16 protein-coding genes and 1 tRNA gene are annotated in these 15,236 nt (G+C 63.1%); 11 read left to right on the top strand and 6 right to left on the bottom strand.

Annotated elements, in window-relative coordinates; genetic code table 11:
- Nucleotides 1-254 precede the first annotated feature (254 nt).
- Nucleotides 255-1,964 carry an HNH endonuclease signature motif containing protein gene (locus ACX80Z_RS02715; RefSeq protein WP_459314835.1) on the top strand — a complete coding sequence of 570 codons (1,710 nt, stop codon included), beginning with the start codon at nucleotides 255-257 and terminating at the stop codon, nucleotides 1,962-1,964.
- A 62-nt stretch (nucleotides 1,965-2,026) separates the two neighbouring features.
- Here ACX80Z_RS02715 and ACX80Z_RS02710 read toward each other — a convergent pair whose 3' ends face one another.
- From ACX80Z_RS02710 to ACX80Z_RS02700, 3 genes are read right to left on the bottom strand one after another with little or no spacing between them, the layout of a single operon-like run.
- The gene (locus ACX80Z_RS02710; protein WP_019481463.1) at nucleotides 2,027-2,269 is read right to left on the bottom strand and encodes a PspC domain-containing protein; all 243 of its coding nucleotides are present in this window, start codon (nucleotides 2,267-2,269) and stop codon (nucleotides 2,027-2,029) included.
- A gap of 25 nt (nucleotides 2,270-2,294) precedes the next feature.
- The gene (locus ACX80Z_RS02705; RefSeq protein WP_019481464.1) at nucleotides 2,295-2,528 is read right to left on the bottom strand and encodes a hypothetical protein; all 234 of its coding nucleotides are present in this window, start codon (nucleotides 2,526-2,528) and stop codon (nucleotides 2,295-2,297) included.
- On the bottom strand, nucleotides 2,525-3,997 hold the full coding sequence (locus tag ACX80Z_RS02700; RefSeq protein ID WP_459314833.1) for a PspC domain-containing protein: 1,473 nt from the start codon (nucleotides 3,995-3,997) through the stop codon (nucleotides 2,525-2,527). Before ACX80Z_RS02700 ends, ACX80Z_RS02705 begins: the two co-directional genes overlap by 4 nt.
- A 124-nt stretch (nucleotides 3,998-4,121) precedes the next feature.
- On the opposite strand from ACX80Z_RS02700, the gene ACX80Z_RS02695 reads away from it, so the two are divergent.
- The gene (locus ACX80Z_RS02695; RefSeq protein ID WP_459314832.1) at nucleotides 4,122-5,435 is read left to right on the top strand and encodes an ATP-binding protein; all 1,314 of its coding nucleotides are present in this window, start codon (nucleotides 4,122-4,124) and stop codon (nucleotides 5,433-5,435) included.
- The gene (locus ACX80Z_RS02690) at nucleotides 5,432-6,091 is read left to right on the top strand and encodes a LuxR C-terminal-related transcriptional regulator (protein ID WP_459314831.1); all 660 of its coding nucleotides are present in this window, start codon (nucleotides 5,432-5,434) and stop codon (nucleotides 6,089-6,091) included. Before ACX80Z_RS02695 ends, ACX80Z_RS02690 begins: the two co-directional genes overlap by 4 nt.
- A 53-nt stretch (nucleotides 6,092-6,144) precedes the next feature.
- Here the strand turns inward: ACX80Z_RS02690 and ACX80Z_RS02685 are convergent, their stop codons facing one another.
- A complete protein-coding gene (locus ACX80Z_RS02685) occupies nucleotides 6,145-7,392 on the bottom strand; it encodes a pyridoxal phosphate-dependent aminotransferase (protein ID WP_019481468.1) in 1,248 nt (415 codons plus the stop codon).
- 248 nt (nucleotides 7,393-7,640) lie between these two features.
- Between ACX80Z_RS02685 and ACX80Z_RS02680 the strand changes: the two genes are divergently transcribed.
- The 8 genes from ACX80Z_RS02680 to rplL all read left to right on the top strand — a co-directional run bounded on the left by ACX80Z_RS02680 (nucleotide 7,641) and on the right by rplL (nucleotide 13,306).
- A tRNA-Trp gene (locus tag ACX80Z_RS02680) sits at nucleotides 7,641-7,713 on the top strand.
- A gap of 66 nt (nucleotides 7,714-7,779) precedes the next feature.
- On the top strand, nucleotides 7,780-8,037 hold the full coding sequence (secE, locus tag ACX80Z_RS02675) for a preprotein translocase subunit SecE (RefSeq protein ID WP_019481469.1): 258 nt from the start codon (nucleotides 7,780-7,782) through the stop codon (nucleotides 8,035-8,037).
- Nucleotides 8,038-8,096: 59 nt separating this feature from the next.
- A complete protein-coding gene (gene nusG, locus ACX80Z_RS02670) occupies nucleotides 8,097-8,951 on the top strand; it encodes a transcription termination/antitermination protein NusG (protein ID WP_019481470.1) in 855 nt (284 codons plus the stop codon).
- A 122-nt stretch (nucleotides 8,952-9,073) separates the two neighbouring features.
- The gene (gene rplK, locus ACX80Z_RS02665) at nucleotides 9,074-9,505 is read left to right on the top strand and encodes a 50S ribosomal protein L11 (RefSeq protein ID WP_024475782.1); all 432 of its coding nucleotides are present in this window, start codon (nucleotides 9,074-9,076) and stop codon (nucleotides 9,503-9,505) included.
- Between the two features lie 152 nt (nucleotides 9,506-9,657).
- Nucleotides 9,658-10,365: a 50S ribosomal protein L1 gene (rplA, locus tag ACX80Z_RS02660; RefSeq protein WP_019481472.1), complete on the top strand. Its 708-nt coding sequence runs from the start codon at nucleotides 9,658-9,660 to the stop codon at nucleotides 10,363-10,365.
- 149 nt (nucleotides 10,366-10,514) lie between these two features.
- A complete protein-coding gene (locus tag ACX80Z_RS02655) occupies nucleotides 10,515-11,606 on the top strand; it encodes a GNAT family N-acetyltransferase (protein ID WP_459314830.1) in 1,092 nt (363 codons plus the stop codon).
- A 632-nt stretch (nucleotides 11,607-12,238) separates the two neighbouring features.
- Nucleotides 12,239-12,847, top strand: coding sequence for a 50S ribosomal protein L10 (rplJ, locus tag ACX80Z_RS02650; RefSeq protein WP_019481474.1), 609 nt, complete (start codon nucleotides 12,239-12,241; stop codon nucleotides 12,845-12,847).
- A 78-nt stretch (nucleotides 12,848-12,925) separates the two neighbouring features.
- Nucleotides 12,926-13,306, top strand: a complete 381-nt coding sequence (gene rplL / locus ACX80Z_RS02645) for a 50S ribosomal protein L7/L12 (protein ID WP_019481475.1) — start codon at nucleotides 12,926-12,928, stop codon at nucleotides 13,304-13,306.
- Between the two features lie 62 nt (nucleotides 13,307-13,368).
- Here the strand turns inward: rplL and ACX80Z_RS02640 are convergent, their stop codons facing one another.
- Complete coding sequence (locus ACX80Z_RS02640; RefSeq protein WP_019481476.1) at nucleotides 13,369-14,571, bottom strand: acetyl-CoA C-acetyltransferase; 1,203 nt, start codon at nucleotides 14,569-14,571, stop codon at nucleotides 13,369-13,371.
- Between the two features lie 68 nt (nucleotides 14,572-14,639).
- Nucleotides 14,640-15,236 carry a hypothetical protein gene (locus ACX80Z_RS02635; protein WP_459314829.1) on the bottom strand — a complete coding sequence of 199 codons (597 nt, stop codon included), beginning with the start codon at nucleotides 15,234-15,236 and terminating at the stop codon, nucleotides 14,640-14,642.

Raw genomic sequence — 15,236 nt, 5'->3', positions numbered from 1 at the left:
CACCGGGGCCAGCCCGGCGACAGATCCGGTAGGACGAGTGATCCTGTCCTGCTACAGCAGGACAGGATCATCAGCCGGTTCGGGACGGCAAACCCCGGACGAGGACGCCTTCGACCCGCATCCCAGCCTTGGCCGGGAAAGGTTGAGCGGTGTTCAGGAGCGGGTTCTCTGGTGTTGAAAAATAGTTGAAAAAGTTTTTCTGGTGACCCTGAATCGGCCCCTGTTTTGTCAGTGCTCGATGATGGAATGGAGGTATGAAAAGCAATACAGCTTCTTCTACCGGACCGGGATTCTTCCCCGACTCCGGCCCGGATTCCGGTCCGGATTCCGGGTCCGCGAACAGGTCCCCGGGCGCTCCAGGGTGTGCGGGTGCTGCGGGTGCTGCGGGGGCTTCGAGGATCCCGGGTGGGTATGGTGCCGGCGGGCCCCTGGGCGAGGGCTCGACCTGGACGGCACCGAAGGCATCCACCGATCCCACCGATCCCCCCGGTCCCACTGATCCTCTTGATCCGGCTGCCGAGGGTGGCCCGGCGTCGCTGCCGGCGTTGTCTGGTCAGGTGTCGGTCGCGGCGATGGTGACGTTGAACGCGGGGCAGACCGTGAACCTGCTCCAGACGCTCTCAGCGTTGCGGTCCTGGGTCGATGCGCAGGAAGCCAAAGCGGCCACCCACCTTCATGACCTGATGGCCGAGGAACACCCGTGGGCCGAAGACCAGGACCACACTCACGCCCTGGCTGCGTCGGAGATCGGTGCGGCCCTGCGTCTGCCGGAGCGCACGGCTGGTTCCCTGCTCGACCATAGTGAGCTGCTGGTCCGCGATTACCGGGCCACCCTGACCGCGTTGGAGGATGGCAGGTTATCGCGCCGTCACGCGTGGGCGGTGGTCGGGGAAGCGATCGGTATCCCGGATACCGTTCCCGCCGTGATGGCCGCATTCGAGGCCCAGCTCATCGGTCTGGCCTGCAAGACCACGGTGGCGAAGTTTTACCGCCAGGCCCAACGGTTACGTGACATCTTCCACCCCGAATCGATCACCCTGCGGCACCGGAAGGCGCTCCAGGACCGTCGAGTGTATCTGGACCCGGCGCAGGACGGGATGGCCTGGCTCGCAGCCCTCCTGCCCACCGAACAAGCCGCAGGGATTTTCCACCGCGTCGACACCGCCGCCCGTAACCTGCAAGGCCCCGACGAGGACCGGACCCTCACCCAGTTACGCGCCGACGTCCTCGTGGATGTCCTCACCAGCGCCGGACCCACCGGACACATGAGTGAAGCACCCGACCCAGCTGGCCCAGCTGGCCCTGCTGCTGCCGCTGGGACCGAACCTAGTACTGCCGCTGGGGCCGGCCCGGGTGCTGACCGGAGCTGGCCGGGAACAGCGGACCCCGAATCGCGGACGGACAGCGGATCCGGGACGAACAGCGCATCCGGTCAGCCGGGGGAGGCCAGCACGTATTGGGGTGTGCAGGCGAAGGTGTTCGTCACCGTTCCGGTGATGACTCTCCTCGGCGGGGATGCCCCGGGTGAATTGGAAGGCTATGGGCCGATTGATCCCGAGACGGCACGGCAGCTCGCCGGGCACGCACCATCGTTCACCAGGATCCTCACGCACCCCTTCACCGGGGCCAGGCTGGGCGCTGATGCGACCACGTACCGGGTCCCGCAGGACCTGAAGGATGCGGTCCGGGTTAGGGATGGGACGTGTCGGCATCCGGGATGTAACCGGTTGGCGGTGTTCTGCGAACTCGACCACACCACCCCCTGGTCCCAAGGCGGCAAAACCAGCTACGGGAATCTGGCGGCCCTGTGTAAACGCCACCACATGTTCAAAACCGAAGGCTACTGGCACTACCAACAACCCGACCCCGGGACCATCATCGCGATCTCGCCTGCCGGTGAAACCTACCTCACCACAGCCGACCCACCACCAGCACCACGGCCGGAAACCCCACCGCCATTCTGAGCAGTGTCTGCCTAGATGCACCCCGCTGCTGCGGGGCGCCCCCTACTTCACTACGGCGTTCGTTACCGGCTGGCGATGATCTTCTGCAACGCTACGGTGCCGTCCGTCTTGGGAAGGAGCAGCCACGCCACGAAGTACATCGGGATGCTGATGAACGGCAGGAGGAAACTCAGGAGGATGCCGATCCGGACGTACGCGACTGGCCAGTTGAACTGCAGTGCGATGCCGGAAGCAATCCCGCCGAGCCACCCGCCCGGGGCACGCTTGATGGGCGATTTACGGAGAATATCGAAGAATTTGTCCATGATTTAGGCTAACCCGTTTCGGTAGTCAGTGGTGGTTGGATTTGCGGCCGGTCATTGAGATCAGACCGCCGACCACGAGGGCCACCCCGGTGCCGACCAGTAAACCGATCAGCACCAGACCGGTGTCCAGGTTGATGTCAACAAGTTGAGACAGCAGCACCAGAATTCCCACCGCGATCGCTATCAGCCCCCAGACCACGGTGCCGGCGCGGACTGATTTCCCGCCGTCGTTCTTGGCAGTGTACCCAGTGGTGCTCATCGCGAGATGCCTCCTACGTTTTCAAGTTCGGTTTGGGTGGCGGCCACCGTGGTGTGGCTCATGGCGCCGCGGATTTCGAGGATGATCCTCGGTCCGGAGGCGTCCTGGTTCAAATCGATCTGCGCGGGATGCCACATGCCGCCAGCCGTCGCTTCCTGGCCGTTATCCACGGTGCTGAGAGCTCCGAGAGCGATTGAGGAGCGCACCTCGACCGGGACGTCGTCGGGAATCAGGATTCCCACATTTCCAGCGAGGGAGTTCACTGGGACCACCAGGTCTTCGTCGAGGTTGGCCAGGTTGCTGAGATCAACTGTGCCCTGACCCGCAACCACGGTGTATCCGTTGCTGGCAGGCCTCTCGGTGGTGGGACTCCAGACGGCACTGCTGCCGATCGTGAGAGCCCCCGTGCCTAGGGTTGAGCCGGTCACCACTGCTGCCGCCATGCCGACTGCAGCCATGAAGCCGAGGAAGCCTGAGGTGCGGCCGCGGAGACCCAGCGTCACGATGCCCAATCCGAGCAGGATCAGGCCAGCGGCGATCGCTACCGGGATCGCTGAGTTGCCCAGGCTGAAAATTCCGGTGTAGTCGAGGACCAGGACGGCGCCGACGGCGATGAGTGCGCCACCCAGGTAGAGAGCCAGTTCGGCGCCGCTCGGCTTGGGGACCGGAGGTTTCTGCGGCACAGGCGGTCGCTGCCTGGGAGCCGGGAGCGGTGGCAGCTCACTGTACAGAGGCGGTGGGGTTAGGGTGCCCGGCGGTCGGGACGTGCCCGGTTTGTCGGTGGCGACAGTGTGAGTCGAGCTGGTGTGGGCCCCGGCGGGTGGCGCGCTTGCAGTCCCTGGGGCGTCCGTCTTCTTGTTCGACATAGTGACCACCACATAAATCCCAAAGATAACGGCGCCGATCCAGAAGATGGTCCAGAAAAATGCACCACCACCACCGTCGTCGACGAAGAACGGAAAGTTGGGGCGGCCGATTCCCACAACCGTCAGGATCAGGGCGCCGGTCATGCCTGAGGTCCAGCTGCCCCGCGCCGCGGATTCGAGGTGGATGCGTCCGTCTGGTTCGGGCAGCAGCGCCCACGCGAGGCCGTACAGCAGGACTCCCACGCCGCCGAAGATTGCCAGCAGGATAAACCCGCCCCGGATGAGGACCGGGTCCAGGCCGGTCCGGACCGCGATACCGCTGGCGACCCCGCCGATCCAGCGGTCCTGACCCCTGACGATGCCAAGGCCACGAAGCCAGCCAAAGAAGTTGGTGGAGGCTGCTGGGGGTGTGTCGGCCCGAGGCGTCCCCCCGGGAGCGCTGTCTGGGTCAGGCATGCCGTTGACGGCGGGAGGAGCCTCGCCTGCGGGCTGGTCCCGGGGGCTGAAGTCCTGACCGTGTCCGGCAGTCGACTCCACGGGATCGGGTGTTGCTTCAATCGGAGGGTTATCCGAGTGGTCGTTCGGGTCCTGATGCGGGTTCATACCTCAATCCTGTCGGCAGGGGAACAGAGTTTCTATCGGGGGCTACCCTGACCTGTCCCTGAGGGGCACCTGACTTTCCCTGAATCCCGCACCAGTCGGCCCGGGATCGTGTTTGGATTGGGTCATGAGACCAGCCCTGCTTCGCTCCAACGACGCGATGATCGCCGGTGTGTGCGCGGGACTTGCCGCCCACCTCGGCATCACGGTCAACGTGGCACGGATCGCCATGGTGGGCCTGGCATTTGCCGGCGGGGCAGGGATCTTCCTCTATGGCTGGTTGTGGGTGCTGGTCCCCACCCAGGAGGAACAACTCCGTCGGGCCCCCACCCCAGTGGGCCCCCGCCTCACCTTCCCGACGTCCCAGGGGGCTGCCGGTGGGGCCACCAGCAGCTTCGTAGGGAGTTCCGCAAGCCCAATGGTGAGCCCGACGGCGGATCCCTCGGCTGGGTCGCGCGGCAGCACTCAATCCCTCATCGGTAAACGCGAAGTCCTGCTCGGCACTGCACTTTTGCTGGTGGCGGCAGTGGCGATTGCCCAGCAGCTTGGCGCCAACCTGCCGCTCGACACCCTGCTGCCGGTCGGTGTGGTGGTGGCCGGGGCAGTACTGGCCTGGACCCAACTGGACGAGACACGCCGTGCTGGCCTGATGAACCGTGCCGGGGCATCGCAGGCCGGAGGCGTGGCCCGACTGGTAGCCGGCCTGCTGTTGGTGACTGTTGGAGTGCTGATCATGGTTTCCGGGTCCATCTCCTGGGAACTCACCTGGTCAACACTGATAGCCACGGGAGCGGTGCTGGCTGGGGTCTTTCTGGTGTTGGCCCCGTGGGGGCTGAAGTTCTGGCGGGATCTCGAAACCGAAAGATCGGGGCGGGCCAGAGAAACTGAACGGGCCGAAATCGCCGCCCACCTCCATGATTCGGTGCTGCAGACCCTCGCGCTGATCCAGAACCGGGCGGGCTCCGAACAGGATGTGGTCCGGCTGGCCCGAGCGCAGGAACGTGAGTTGCGAAACTGGCTGTACGCCGATGCCACCCAGCAGTCTGGAAACCTGGCGGAGCGGATCCGCGCCCTCGCCGCCGAGATCGAGGATAGCTACGGAACTCCCATCGACGTAGTGGTTGTGGGGGACGCTGAACTCTCCGCGCGGCAGGAGATTCTGGCGCAGGCAGCCCGCGAGGCGGTGCTCAACGCCGCGAAACACGCTGGGGGCAACATTTCCGTGTACCTGGAGGCCGGCCCGACCGGATCGACGATCTTCGTCAGGGATCGGGGCAGCGGGTTCGATCCGGAGACCATTCCGGAGGATCGGATGGGGATCCGCGTCTCCCTGTATAGCCGGATGGACCGACACGGAGGTGAGGTGTCCATCCGCAGTAACTCGGAAGGCACCGAGGTTAAACTGGTGATGCCAGAAAAGGAAGCAGACGGTGCGCAGTGAATGATCCCCAGCAGCCAATCACGGTGGTCGTGGTTGATGACCACGCCATCTTCCGATCCGGTCTTCGCGCCGACCTCGACAGCCGGATCACAGTTCTTGCAGAAGCCGCCGGAGTAGCTGAAGCCATTGCTGCCATCCACGAGCACCGGCCGCAGGTGGTGCTCCTGGATGTGCACCTGCCGGGCGGTTCCGGCGGCGGCGGTGCCGAGGTTATCGCGGGCTGTACTGGCCTGCTCGCGGGGACGCGGTTCCTGGCGCTGAGCGTGTCAGACGCGGCAGAGGACGTGGTGACTGTGATCCGTGCCGGTGCCAGGGGATATGTCACCAAGACCATTTCCGGCCCCGAGATTTCCGAAGCCGTGCTGAGGGTTGCCTCCGGGGACGCTGTGTTCTCGCCGCGGCTGGCCGGTTTTGTCCTTGACGCCTTCGGCACCGCGGCAGTCGCCTCGGTGGATAGCGAACTCGACCGGCTTTCGGCCCGCGAACTCGAAGTGATGCGCCTCATCGCCCGCGGCTACAGCTACAAAGAGGTTGCCAAGGAGCTGTTCATCTCCATCAAGACGGTCGAAACGCACGTATCGGCGGTGCTTCGGAAGCTCCAGCTGTCCTCCCGGCATGAACTCACCCGGTGGGCCGCCGAACGGCGGCTCCTCTAGCGCCCGGGCGGCTGGCCGGGAGGACACTGTGCAAACTACTGCGCCGTCGTTAATTACTGCGCCGTGGCGAGGAACTCCTGCAGGCGACCGACGCCGGTGGCGAGGTCAGCATCACCCAAGGCATAGGACAGCCGAAGGTACCCACTGGGGCCGAACGCTTCACCCGGCACCACCGCCACCTCGACCTTGTCCAGAATTAGCGCGGCCAGCTCAGCTGAGGTCGCTGGCCGAATCCCTCCCAGTTCGCGACCCAGCAGAGACCGAACGTCAGCGTAGGCATAGAAGGCGCCTTTGGGGACCGGGCACTCGATGCCGTCGATCGCGTTCAGCCCCTCCACCATCGCAATCCGCCGTCGGTCAAACGCCACCTTCATCTCGTTAACTGCTGTCAACGGGCCGGACACTGCGGCCAAGGCCGCCATCTGGGGTACGTTCGAGACATTGGACGTGGCATGGGACTGCAGGTTGGTGGCGGCCTTCACCACGTCCTTCGGCCCGATCATCCAGCCCACCCGCCAGCCGGTCATGGCGTAGGTCTTTGCGACGCCGTTGAGGATCACCATTCGGTCGCCAATTGCAGGTGACGCAGTGGCAATGGAGGTGAACGGGACGCCGTCGTACGTGAGGTGCTCGTAGATTTCGTCGGTAACCACCCACAGGTCATGCCCCGCAGCCCAATCGCCGATTTCCTTCACCTGGTCCGGGCTGTAAACCGCTCCGGTGGGGTTGGATGGGGAAACAAACAGCAGAATTTTGGTGCGCGGGGTCAGCGCGGCCTCCAACTGGTCGACGGTCACCAGGTAGCCCTGCTCGGGTCCGGCAAACACCTCCACCGGGACTCCGCCAGCCAACCGGATTGCCTCGGGGTAGGTGGTCCAGAACGGTGTGGGAACCAGAACCTCGTCTCCGGGATCGAGCAAGGTGGCGAAGGATTCATAGACGGCCTGCTTGCCACCGTTGGTGACAAGCACCTGGGCCGGATCAACCGTGTAGCCCGAGTCCCTCAGCGTCTTCTCGGCGATGGCCTGCTTCAGTTCGGGAAGCCCCCCTGCAGGCGAGTACCTGTGGAAACGGGGCTGCCGTGCCGCGTCGATCGCAGCTTCCACAATGTAGTCGGGTGTAGGAAAATCGGGTTCGCCAGCACCAAACCCAATTACCGGACGGCCGGCGGCCTTAAGCGCCTTCGCCTTGGCATCGACAGCGAGTGTCGCCGATTCAGCGATGGCGGCAATCCGCTTCGAGATCCGCCGGCGTGGCTCGTTCGGGGCGTCCTGCGTCTGGGCATCAGGGGTGGCAGTCATGGTGTTCCCTTAGAGTTGGTGGTGCAGTGGACTGTGACGTGATTCCAGCTTAGGCCGAAGACGCCGTCCGGCCACGTTACTGTCGCACAACTCAGCCTTTTTCGGGCACTTCTAGCGGTCCAGGCGGTTCGCCGGGTCTTCCGGTTCGACGCCGGGGCGGACATTGCGTAGACTTATTCCTCGGTGTTGAAATCGCCATGATGGTTCGTGCCTGCGTTAGCGTAGTCGGATCGGCGGAATCAATCCATAGGGTAGTGGCGCAATTGGTAGCGCAGCGGTCTCCAAAACCGCAGGTTGCAGGTTCGAGTCCTGTCTGCCCTGCGCATTCGACGTAGCAAGAGAGTCCTCACGGACTACAGAAACCGACACAAATGGAAGAGGTTGAAGGTGACCGAAACGGCTGCGGGCAGCCCCCAGGGTGGCCCTTCCGAGAAGAACACTCCCAAGCGGGGTTTCTTCGGCCGAATCATCCTCTTCGTGCGGCAGGTTGTCTCTGAGCTCAAGAAGGTAGTTGTACCGACCCGCAGGGAACTCGTGCGGTACACCATCACCGTGATGGTCTTCGTGATCATCATGATGCTGATTGTGACCGCCCTGGACTTCCTGTTCGGGACGGCTGCGGTATGGGTCTTCGGCGGCGCATAGCGAGACCCGCGCGGTAATGCAGTAAACAAGCTGAAGAATTTTAGAAAGCAGGCAGCTAGGTGTCCGAGCAAGAACTCGAACGGCAGATCACTTCTGTTGAGGATGATCTGGAGAACGAGGATCAGGTAGCTGATTCCGGAGTCGAAGCGACCCCGGCTGACAGCGATGCCTCGGCCGACGGCGAGACCGAGTCCCCAGTGGAACCTTTCGAAGGCGAAACTGAAGAATCCACCGAGACCGCAGAATCCACCGATGTCGAAACCGACGTCGATGATTCCGAGCCGGCCGCCGACGAGGATGCCGCTCCGGCGGAAGATCCGGTGGCACTTTTCAAGGCGCAGCTCCGCCGGCAGGAGGGTGACTGGTATGTCATCCACTCCTATGCCGGTTACGAGAACCGCGTGAAAGCGAACCTCGAGACTCGTATCCAGACCCTGGACATGGAAGAGCACATCTTCGAAATCCAGGTGCCGATGGAGGAAGTGGTGGAGATCAAGAACACCACCCGCAAAATCGTCAACCGGGTCCGTATTCCCGGATACGTGCTCGTCCGCATGGACCTCACCGACGCATCGTGGGGTGCCGTCCGGCACACCCCGGGAGTCACCGGCTTTGTGGGTAACGCCCACAACCCGGTGCCACTGAGCCTCGGCGAAGTGTTCTCCATGCTCGAGCACACAGTGGTCCACACCGATCCTGAATCGGGCAAGCCAGCGAAGAACCAGCTCACCCCAGCGACGGTCAACTTCGAAGTAGGCGAGCCGGTCACGGTCAACGAGGGCCCATTCGAGACCCTGCAGGCGACAATTTCCGAGATCAAACCGGAGTCCCAGCAGCTGGTTGTTCTGGTATCGATCTTCGAGCGCGAAACCCCGGTGACGCTCTCGTTCAGCCAGGTCACCAAGCTGCAGTAATCAAGCTTCGTACCGCCCGGGCCGGCTTAGCCCAGGTGGTGCGGTAGGTCATCACGCCATGGTGACCAACAACCCATGGGACGCTCCTGTCCTGTGGACGTAATGTGAAAGAAGGACCCTTCATGGCCCCCAAGAAAAAGGTCACCGGCCTGATCAAGTTGCAGATCAATGCGGGCGCCGCTAACCCGGCACCACCCATTGGCCCAGCACTTGGCCAGCACGGCGTCAACATCATGGAATTCTGCAAGGCGTACAACGCTGCAACAGAATCCCAGCGCGGAAACGTCATCCCCGTTGAAATCACCGTGTATGAGGATCGCTCATTCACGTTCATCACCAAGACCCCTCCAGCTGCCGAGCTCATCAAGAAGGCTGCCGGAGTTGCCAAGGGTTCCGCAACGCCGCACACCGTCAAGGTTGCCAAGCTGAGCAAGGACCAGGTCAACGAGATTGCCACCATGAAAATGGAAGACCTCAACGCCAACGACGTCGAGGCAGCAGCCAAGATCATCGCCGGTACCGCCCGCTCAATGGGCATCACGGTAGAAGGCTAAAGCCTTTCACCCACCGCTCGGCGAAGCGATTCACCGTGCACCTCACAAACAAAACGTAGACGCGAGAACCGCCAACTTGGCGGAATCGAGCGTCGGAGTGTGGCAGGGCCCGCGCGGTCCGCAGACCACAACTGCATAAGGAGAAAAAGCAGATGGCAAAGCGCAGCAAAGCATATAAGGCGGCCGAAGCCAAGATCGAGGCAGACAAGCAGTACGCCCCGCTCGAAGCAGTAGTTCTGGCCAAGGAAACCAACCCCTCAACCTTCGACGCCACCGTCGAGGTAGCGTTCCGGTTGGGTGTTGACCCTCGCAAGGCTGACCAGATGGTCCGCGGCACGGTCAACCTCCCGCACGGCACCGGCAAGACCAAGCGCGTCCTGGTCTTCGCGACGGGCGAAAAGGCAGAAGCGGCAATTGCTGCAGGCGCCGACTTCGTTGGTTCCGACGACATGATCGAGAAGGTTGCAGCCGGCTGGGTCGATTTCGACGCCGCCGTCGCCACCCCTGACCTCATGGGCAAGGTTGGCCGTCTGGGTAAGGTGCTGGGTCCCCGTAACCTGATGCCAAACCCGAAGACCGGCACCGTAACCGCCGACGTCACGAAGGCTGTTACTGACATCAAGGGTGGCAAGATCGACTTCCGCGTCGACAAGCACTCCAACCTGCACTTCATCATCGGCAAAGTGTCGTTCGATGTGCAGAAGCTCGCCGAGAACTACGCGGTCGCTCTGGAAGAGGTGCTTCGTTTGAAGCCTTCAGCTTCCAAGGGTCGCTACATCCAGAAGGCCACGGTATCCACTACCTTCGGTCCAGGCATCACCGTTGACCCAAGCGTCACCAAGGTTCTGGCCGACGCCTAGGCAGTTCGAACGCCGTCGGGCACAGTTTCTGAGCTAGACAGCCGAAGGGACGCAGCATAACGCTGCGTCCCTTCGTCGTTTAACCATCGATTTCAGTCGGTTTGGAATTAGTGATTGGCAGTTCTCAATCACTCGGTTAGACTTCCGATATGAAAACCACTGCCACCACCATTGAAGTCCTTACCCGACCGGCGTCGCTCGACCATGCCGGCGGAGCCGACTTCGTCGCGGCAGCTGAGTTAAGCAACCTGGTTGAGCGGGTCCTCTGGGGCAACGACGACCACTACTACAGTCCACAGGCGCGGTACGAGTCCTCACAGCCGAACGACTACGAGGAACGTGTGATGTTCGTGGCGCGCGACGGCGTCGTCGTCGTCGGGAAAGCCGTCATCGACATTCCCCTCATCGATAACCTTGGCACGTGCTACGTCTTCGTCGCAGTCCATCCTGACTACCGCAGACAGGGCATCGGCGCGCGGCTCTACCGTGCCCTGGAAGATCACGCGCGGGAGATCGGCAGAACGATCATCATGGCCTGGACCGACGAGCCCGCCGGATTCGATGCCAGTCCAGCTAACGTGATGGTCCCGGCAACGGGTGCGGGAGCCTTCCCGCGGCACTGCGCGACGACGGCGCTTGCCCTCCGTAACGGGTTCCAGCTGGCGCAGATCGATCGGTGTAGCGTCTTGCTCCTGGACAGGTCACTTCCGCGGGCCGACGCGCTGGCCCGGACCGCCCAGAAGACAGCAGGTCAGGATTATGAGCTGGTGCACTGGCGGGACCGCTGCCCCGAAGACCTCGTGGAGCAATACGCCCTGCTGCGCCAGACGATGAGCACGGACGTGCCGATGGGGGATCTGGACTGGGAAGAGGAAGTCTGGGATGCCGCACGGATCAGGGAGGGCGAAGACCGCCTGCTTCGCTCCGGTGGCCATTCGCTGGTCCGGGCGGTCCGGCATTGTCCCACCGGACTGCTCGCAGGCCACACCATCCTGGAGTACCAGCCGGAGAAGCCGGAAGTGGTGTCCCAGGACGACACCCTGGTGTTGCGTAACCATCGAGGGCATCGACTCGGTATGTGGTTGAAGGCAGCGAATTTGCTGTCCGTACCCTCCGTCTGGCCGGAGGCAAAGCGGGTCTACACCTGGAACGCGGAGGAGAATGCGCACATGCTCGCGGTGAACGTGGAACTGAGTTTCATGCCCGCGGGGTACACCGCCGCCTGGCAAAAGAAGGGTTGACGCTACGGACAAAAGTGGCCGCCCCGCGCCCGGTGGCGCAGGAAAGTGGCTGCACCGCGTCCGGCGGCGCAGAAAAGTGGTTGGGCTGCGGAAGAGTGGTGGCCCCGCCGCTGTCCTGCGGGTGGGCCACTATTCCGGGGGCGGGCTGGCAGGAAAGTGGCTGCACCGCGTCCGGCCGGGTGGAAACGCGACTGCCCTTCGCCCGGCCGCGCAGGAAAGTGGCTGCACCGCGTCCGGCCGCGCAGGAAAGTGGCTGGACTGCGGAAGAGTGGTGGCCCAACCGCTGCCCTGCGGGTGGGCCACTTTTCCGTGAGAGGGCTGGCCATCCCGCGTCCCAGACCGGGACGGAAACCCCGCGAGGGGCCAGGATTTGGTTACCCTCTGACCGGTGACGTACCCTTGAAGAACCAAAGACCGTCGGTCGATGCGTACCCCACCCTTTATCCACAGGTTTCCTGTGGTTTGCGGGCCGGGGCATGTGTCTGAAGGTTCCCGTCAAGGGCGGCCAGCGCAGGTGAACGAAGCTCCTCAGTACACACGGTAAAGCCGATGTACCGAAGCCCCGTGCATCTGCGCGGGGCGTTTTTTATTGGGGCAGTAAAAGCCGGCATCAATTCCCCGGAAGGAGGGTTATGGCAACCGCAATCAAGGTAAGCGCAGTTGAGGAAATCGTCACTGATTTCAAAGACTCAAATGCTGCAGTCCTAACCGAATACCGCGGGCTCACCGTTGCACAGCTCAAGGAACTGCGCCGTTCACTCGGCCAGGACACCAAGTACGCTGTCGTCAAAAACACCCTGACGGGCATTGCAGCCAAGGAAGCCGGCATCGACGCGTTCGATAGCCAGCTCGCCGGACCCACTGCAATCGCCTTCATCAAGGGTGACGCTATTGCAGCGGCAAAGAGCCTGACGGATTTCGCGAAGTCCAACCCACAGCTCATTATCAAGACTGGTGTTTTCGAGGGCCGAGCCCTTGACGCCGCCGGTGTAAAGGCTCTCGCTGCTCTCGAGTCGCGTGAACTTCAGCTGGCCCGCGTTGCCGGAGTGCTGCAAGCACCCATGGCAGCACTCGCCCGCACCATTGATGCATTGCGCATCAAGCAAGAGGAGGAAAGTGGAGCGCCTGCAGCAGCAGAGACGCCAGCCGCCGACGCTCCTGCTGCAGAGGAAGCAGCTGCACCAGCAGCAGCCGAGTCAGAGGCCGCTCCCGAAGCTGCCGCAGCGCCTGAAGAGAAGTAATTTTCTTCATCCACCAAACTCCGGTACCGAGCGTCGAACCCGATGCCAGGCACCACTATAGGAAGGAAGGCTCTCGCCATGGCGAAGCTCACCAACGAAGAGCTCATTGAAGCTTTCAAGGAACTGACCATTATCGAACTCTCCGAGTTCGTTACGCTGTTCGAAGAGACCTTCGACGTCACCGCAGCTGCAGTTGCAGTTGCAGGCCCCGCCGGTGGCGGCGCAGGCGAAGCTGCTGAAGAGGAGAAGGATTCCTTCGACGTTATCCTCGAAGCAGCAGGCGACAAGAAGATCGCAGTGATCAAGGAAGTACGCGCACTGACTTCCCTGGGTCTGAAGGAAGCCAAGGACGTTGTCGACAGCGCCCCGAAGGCTGTGCTGGAAGGCGCAACCAAGGAAGCTGCCGAGAAGGCCAAGGAATCCCTCGAGGCCGCTGGCGCGACGGTAACCCTGAAGTAGTCTTTTCTGGTTTACGAAAAAACCCCTGACTCATGGAGTCAGGGGTTTTTTCATGTCACGGCTCAGTCGCGGTAGAGGAGCAAGGCTTCTCCCTGCCCGCCGCCGCCGCACAATGAAACGGCCGCCTTGCCGGTACCCCGACGGGCGAGCTCGTGCGCAGCATGCAGCGCCAGGCGGGCGCCCGAGGCACCGATGGGGTGCCCCAACGCAATGGCCCCACCGTGGATGTTGGTCTTCTCCAAGGGGTAGTCCAGATCCTTGAGCGACTGGCACGCCACCGAGCCAAAGGCCTCGTTGATTTCCACGAAGTCCAGCTCCGAGGTTTGCCAGCCGGCGCGCCCCAAAGCCTGCTCAATCGCCCGCGATGGCTGCGAGTGCAACGAGTTGTCGGGTCCGGCCACCTGGCCCGGCTGCCCCACCACCGCGAGGACGGTGAGCGAATTCTCCTCGGCGTAAGCCCGCGTTGTCAGGACAAGTGCTGCTGCACCGTCTGACAGTGGTGACGAATTACCTGCTGTGATGGTGCCGGCTTGATCAAACGCTGGCCGCAGCCCTGCGAGGGACTCGACTGTCGTCGTCGGGCGAATCCCCTCATCCCGGCTCAGGACCACCGGGTCACCCTTTCGCTGGGGGACCGAAACCGGCACAATTTCGACGTCGAACACACCGGATTCCATTGCCGCCGCAGCGCGCTGATGTGAAGCGGCGGCGACGGCGTCCTGCTCGTCCCGATTGATGCCCAGGCCGGTGTTGCCGCGCTCGGTAGAGGCGCCCATCGACTCGTTGTCGAACGCGTCGGTGAGTCCGTCGTTGGCCACCGAGTCGATCGCCTGAATGTTGCCGTAGGTCCAGCCCTGGCGGGATCCCGGCAGCAGGTGGGGCCCACGGGTCATGGATTCCTGGCCCCCGGCAACCACCACCGTTGCCTCGCCGCTGCGGATCAGTCGGGCTGCGTCGATGACAGCCGTCAGGCCGGAGAGGCAGACCTTGTTGATGGTGACCGTTGGGACATCCCAGCCGATCCCTGCTTTCAATGCGGTCTGCCGTGCAGGATTCTGGCCGCAGCCCGCCTGGATGACGTGGCCCATGATGACGGCCCCCACCGTGCCGGCGTCGACCCCAGCCTTGTCCAGTGCACCGGCAACCGCCAGGGCTCCCAGATCAACAGCGGTAAAGGAGGACAACTGGCCGTTCAGGCGGCCCTGAGGGGTCCGGGCACCTCCGACAATAACAACGTCGGCGGGTGACTTTTCTGCAGTGTTCATCGAGGGGAACGCTCACTTTCGTCTTTGAAGCAGTTGCAGACAAGGCTACTCCCTCCTCCCCAGCTCAGCTAGTGAGCATTAACTGAAATGGAGTGCCGGTGTCGTGACAACGAGGAAGCGAGGACCACCCCGGCCGCAAGGGAGCCGGCACCGCCGGCAGCCATGTCGGCCAGCGTGTCTTCATAGCCCACATTGATCTCCTTGGTGATGTACTCGTTTCCAGCCCACTCAGCAAACTCCCACACCACGCTGAGGCCCAGACCGAGCGCGAGGGTGATGATCGCGACTCCCGTTCCGGCCCGTCGGGTCGGCTCGGGCCGAGGCACGTACCGCATCCGCAACAGCAGCAGGTAGGCGATGGGCGCGATTGCCCCTGTGGCGAGCGTGTGGATGACAAGATCCCACCAGGAGATCAGCTCGTACAGATCCACTACGGCGCTCCACGCGGCCACCAGCAGAGCGAGACCGTAGACGGTGTCGATCCTCGGATCAACCCGGACCATCCTCGACACGAGGACTCCACCGAGCACCAGGAAAAGTACTGCAAACTCGACCGGCCCCCACCAGAGCAGCACGACAATGACGCTGAGCAGAGCGGCCCCGCGGACCGCGTCAGCCATCACCGCCCAGGGGGTTGCCGGAGGTCGAAGTAAATCGTCGATCAT

The sequence above is a fragment of the Arthrobacter sp. TMT4-20 genome (assembly GCF_054510775.1).
Note: the sequence above shows the minus strand (reverse complement) of the source record. Positions and strands in the feature narration are given on the sequence as shown.

Coding starts and splice junctions, on each gene's coding strand:
- ACX80Z_RS02715 (WP_459314835.1), top strand. CDS start 255: ATGAAAAGCAATACAGCTTCTTCTACCGGACCGGGATTCTTCCCCGAC.
- ACX80Z_RS02710 (WP_019481463.1), bottom strand. CDS start 2,269: ATGGACAAATTCTTCGATATTCTCCGTAAATCGCCCATCAAGCGTGCC.
- ACX80Z_RS02705 (WP_019481464.1), bottom strand. CDS start 2,528: ATGAGCACCACTGGGTACACTGCCAAGAACGACGGCGGGAAATCAGTC.
- ACX80Z_RS02700 (WP_459314833.1), bottom strand. CDS start 3,997: ATGAACCCGCATCAGGACCCGAACGACCACTCGGATAACCCTCCGATT.
- ACX80Z_RS02695 (WP_459314832.1), top strand. CDS start 4,122: ATGAGACCAGCCCTGCTTCGCTCCAACGACGCGATGATCGCCGGTGTG.
- ACX80Z_RS02685 (WP_019481468.1), bottom strand. CDS start 7,392: ATGACTGCCACCCCTGATGCCCAGACGCAGGACGCCCCGAACGAGCCA.
- rplK (WP_024475782.1), top strand. CDS start 9,074: ATGGCCCCCAAGAAAAAGGTCACCGGCCTGATCAAGTTGCAGATCAAT.
- rplA (WP_019481472.1), top strand. CDS start 9,658: ATGGCAAAGCGCAGCAAAGCATATAAGGCGGCCGAAGCCAAGATCGAG.
- ACX80Z_RS02655 (WP_459314830.1), top strand. CDS start 10,515: ATGAAAACCACTGCCACCACCATTGAAGTCCTTACCCGACCGGCGTCG.
- rplJ (WP_019481474.1), top strand. CDS start 12,239: ATGGCAACCGCAATCAAGGTAAGCGCAGTTGAGGAAATCGTCACTGAT.
- rplL (WP_019481475.1), top strand. CDS start 12,926: ATGGCGAAGCTCACCAACGAAGAGCTCATTGAAGCTTTCAAGGAACTG.
- ACX80Z_RS02640 (WP_019481476.1), bottom strand. CDS start 14,571: ATGAACACTGCAGAAAAGTCACCCGCCGACGTTGTTATTGTCGGAGGT.
- ACX80Z_RS02635 (WP_459314829.1), bottom strand. CDS start 15,236: ATGATCGACGATTTACTTCGACCTCCGGCAACCCCCTGGGCGGTGATG.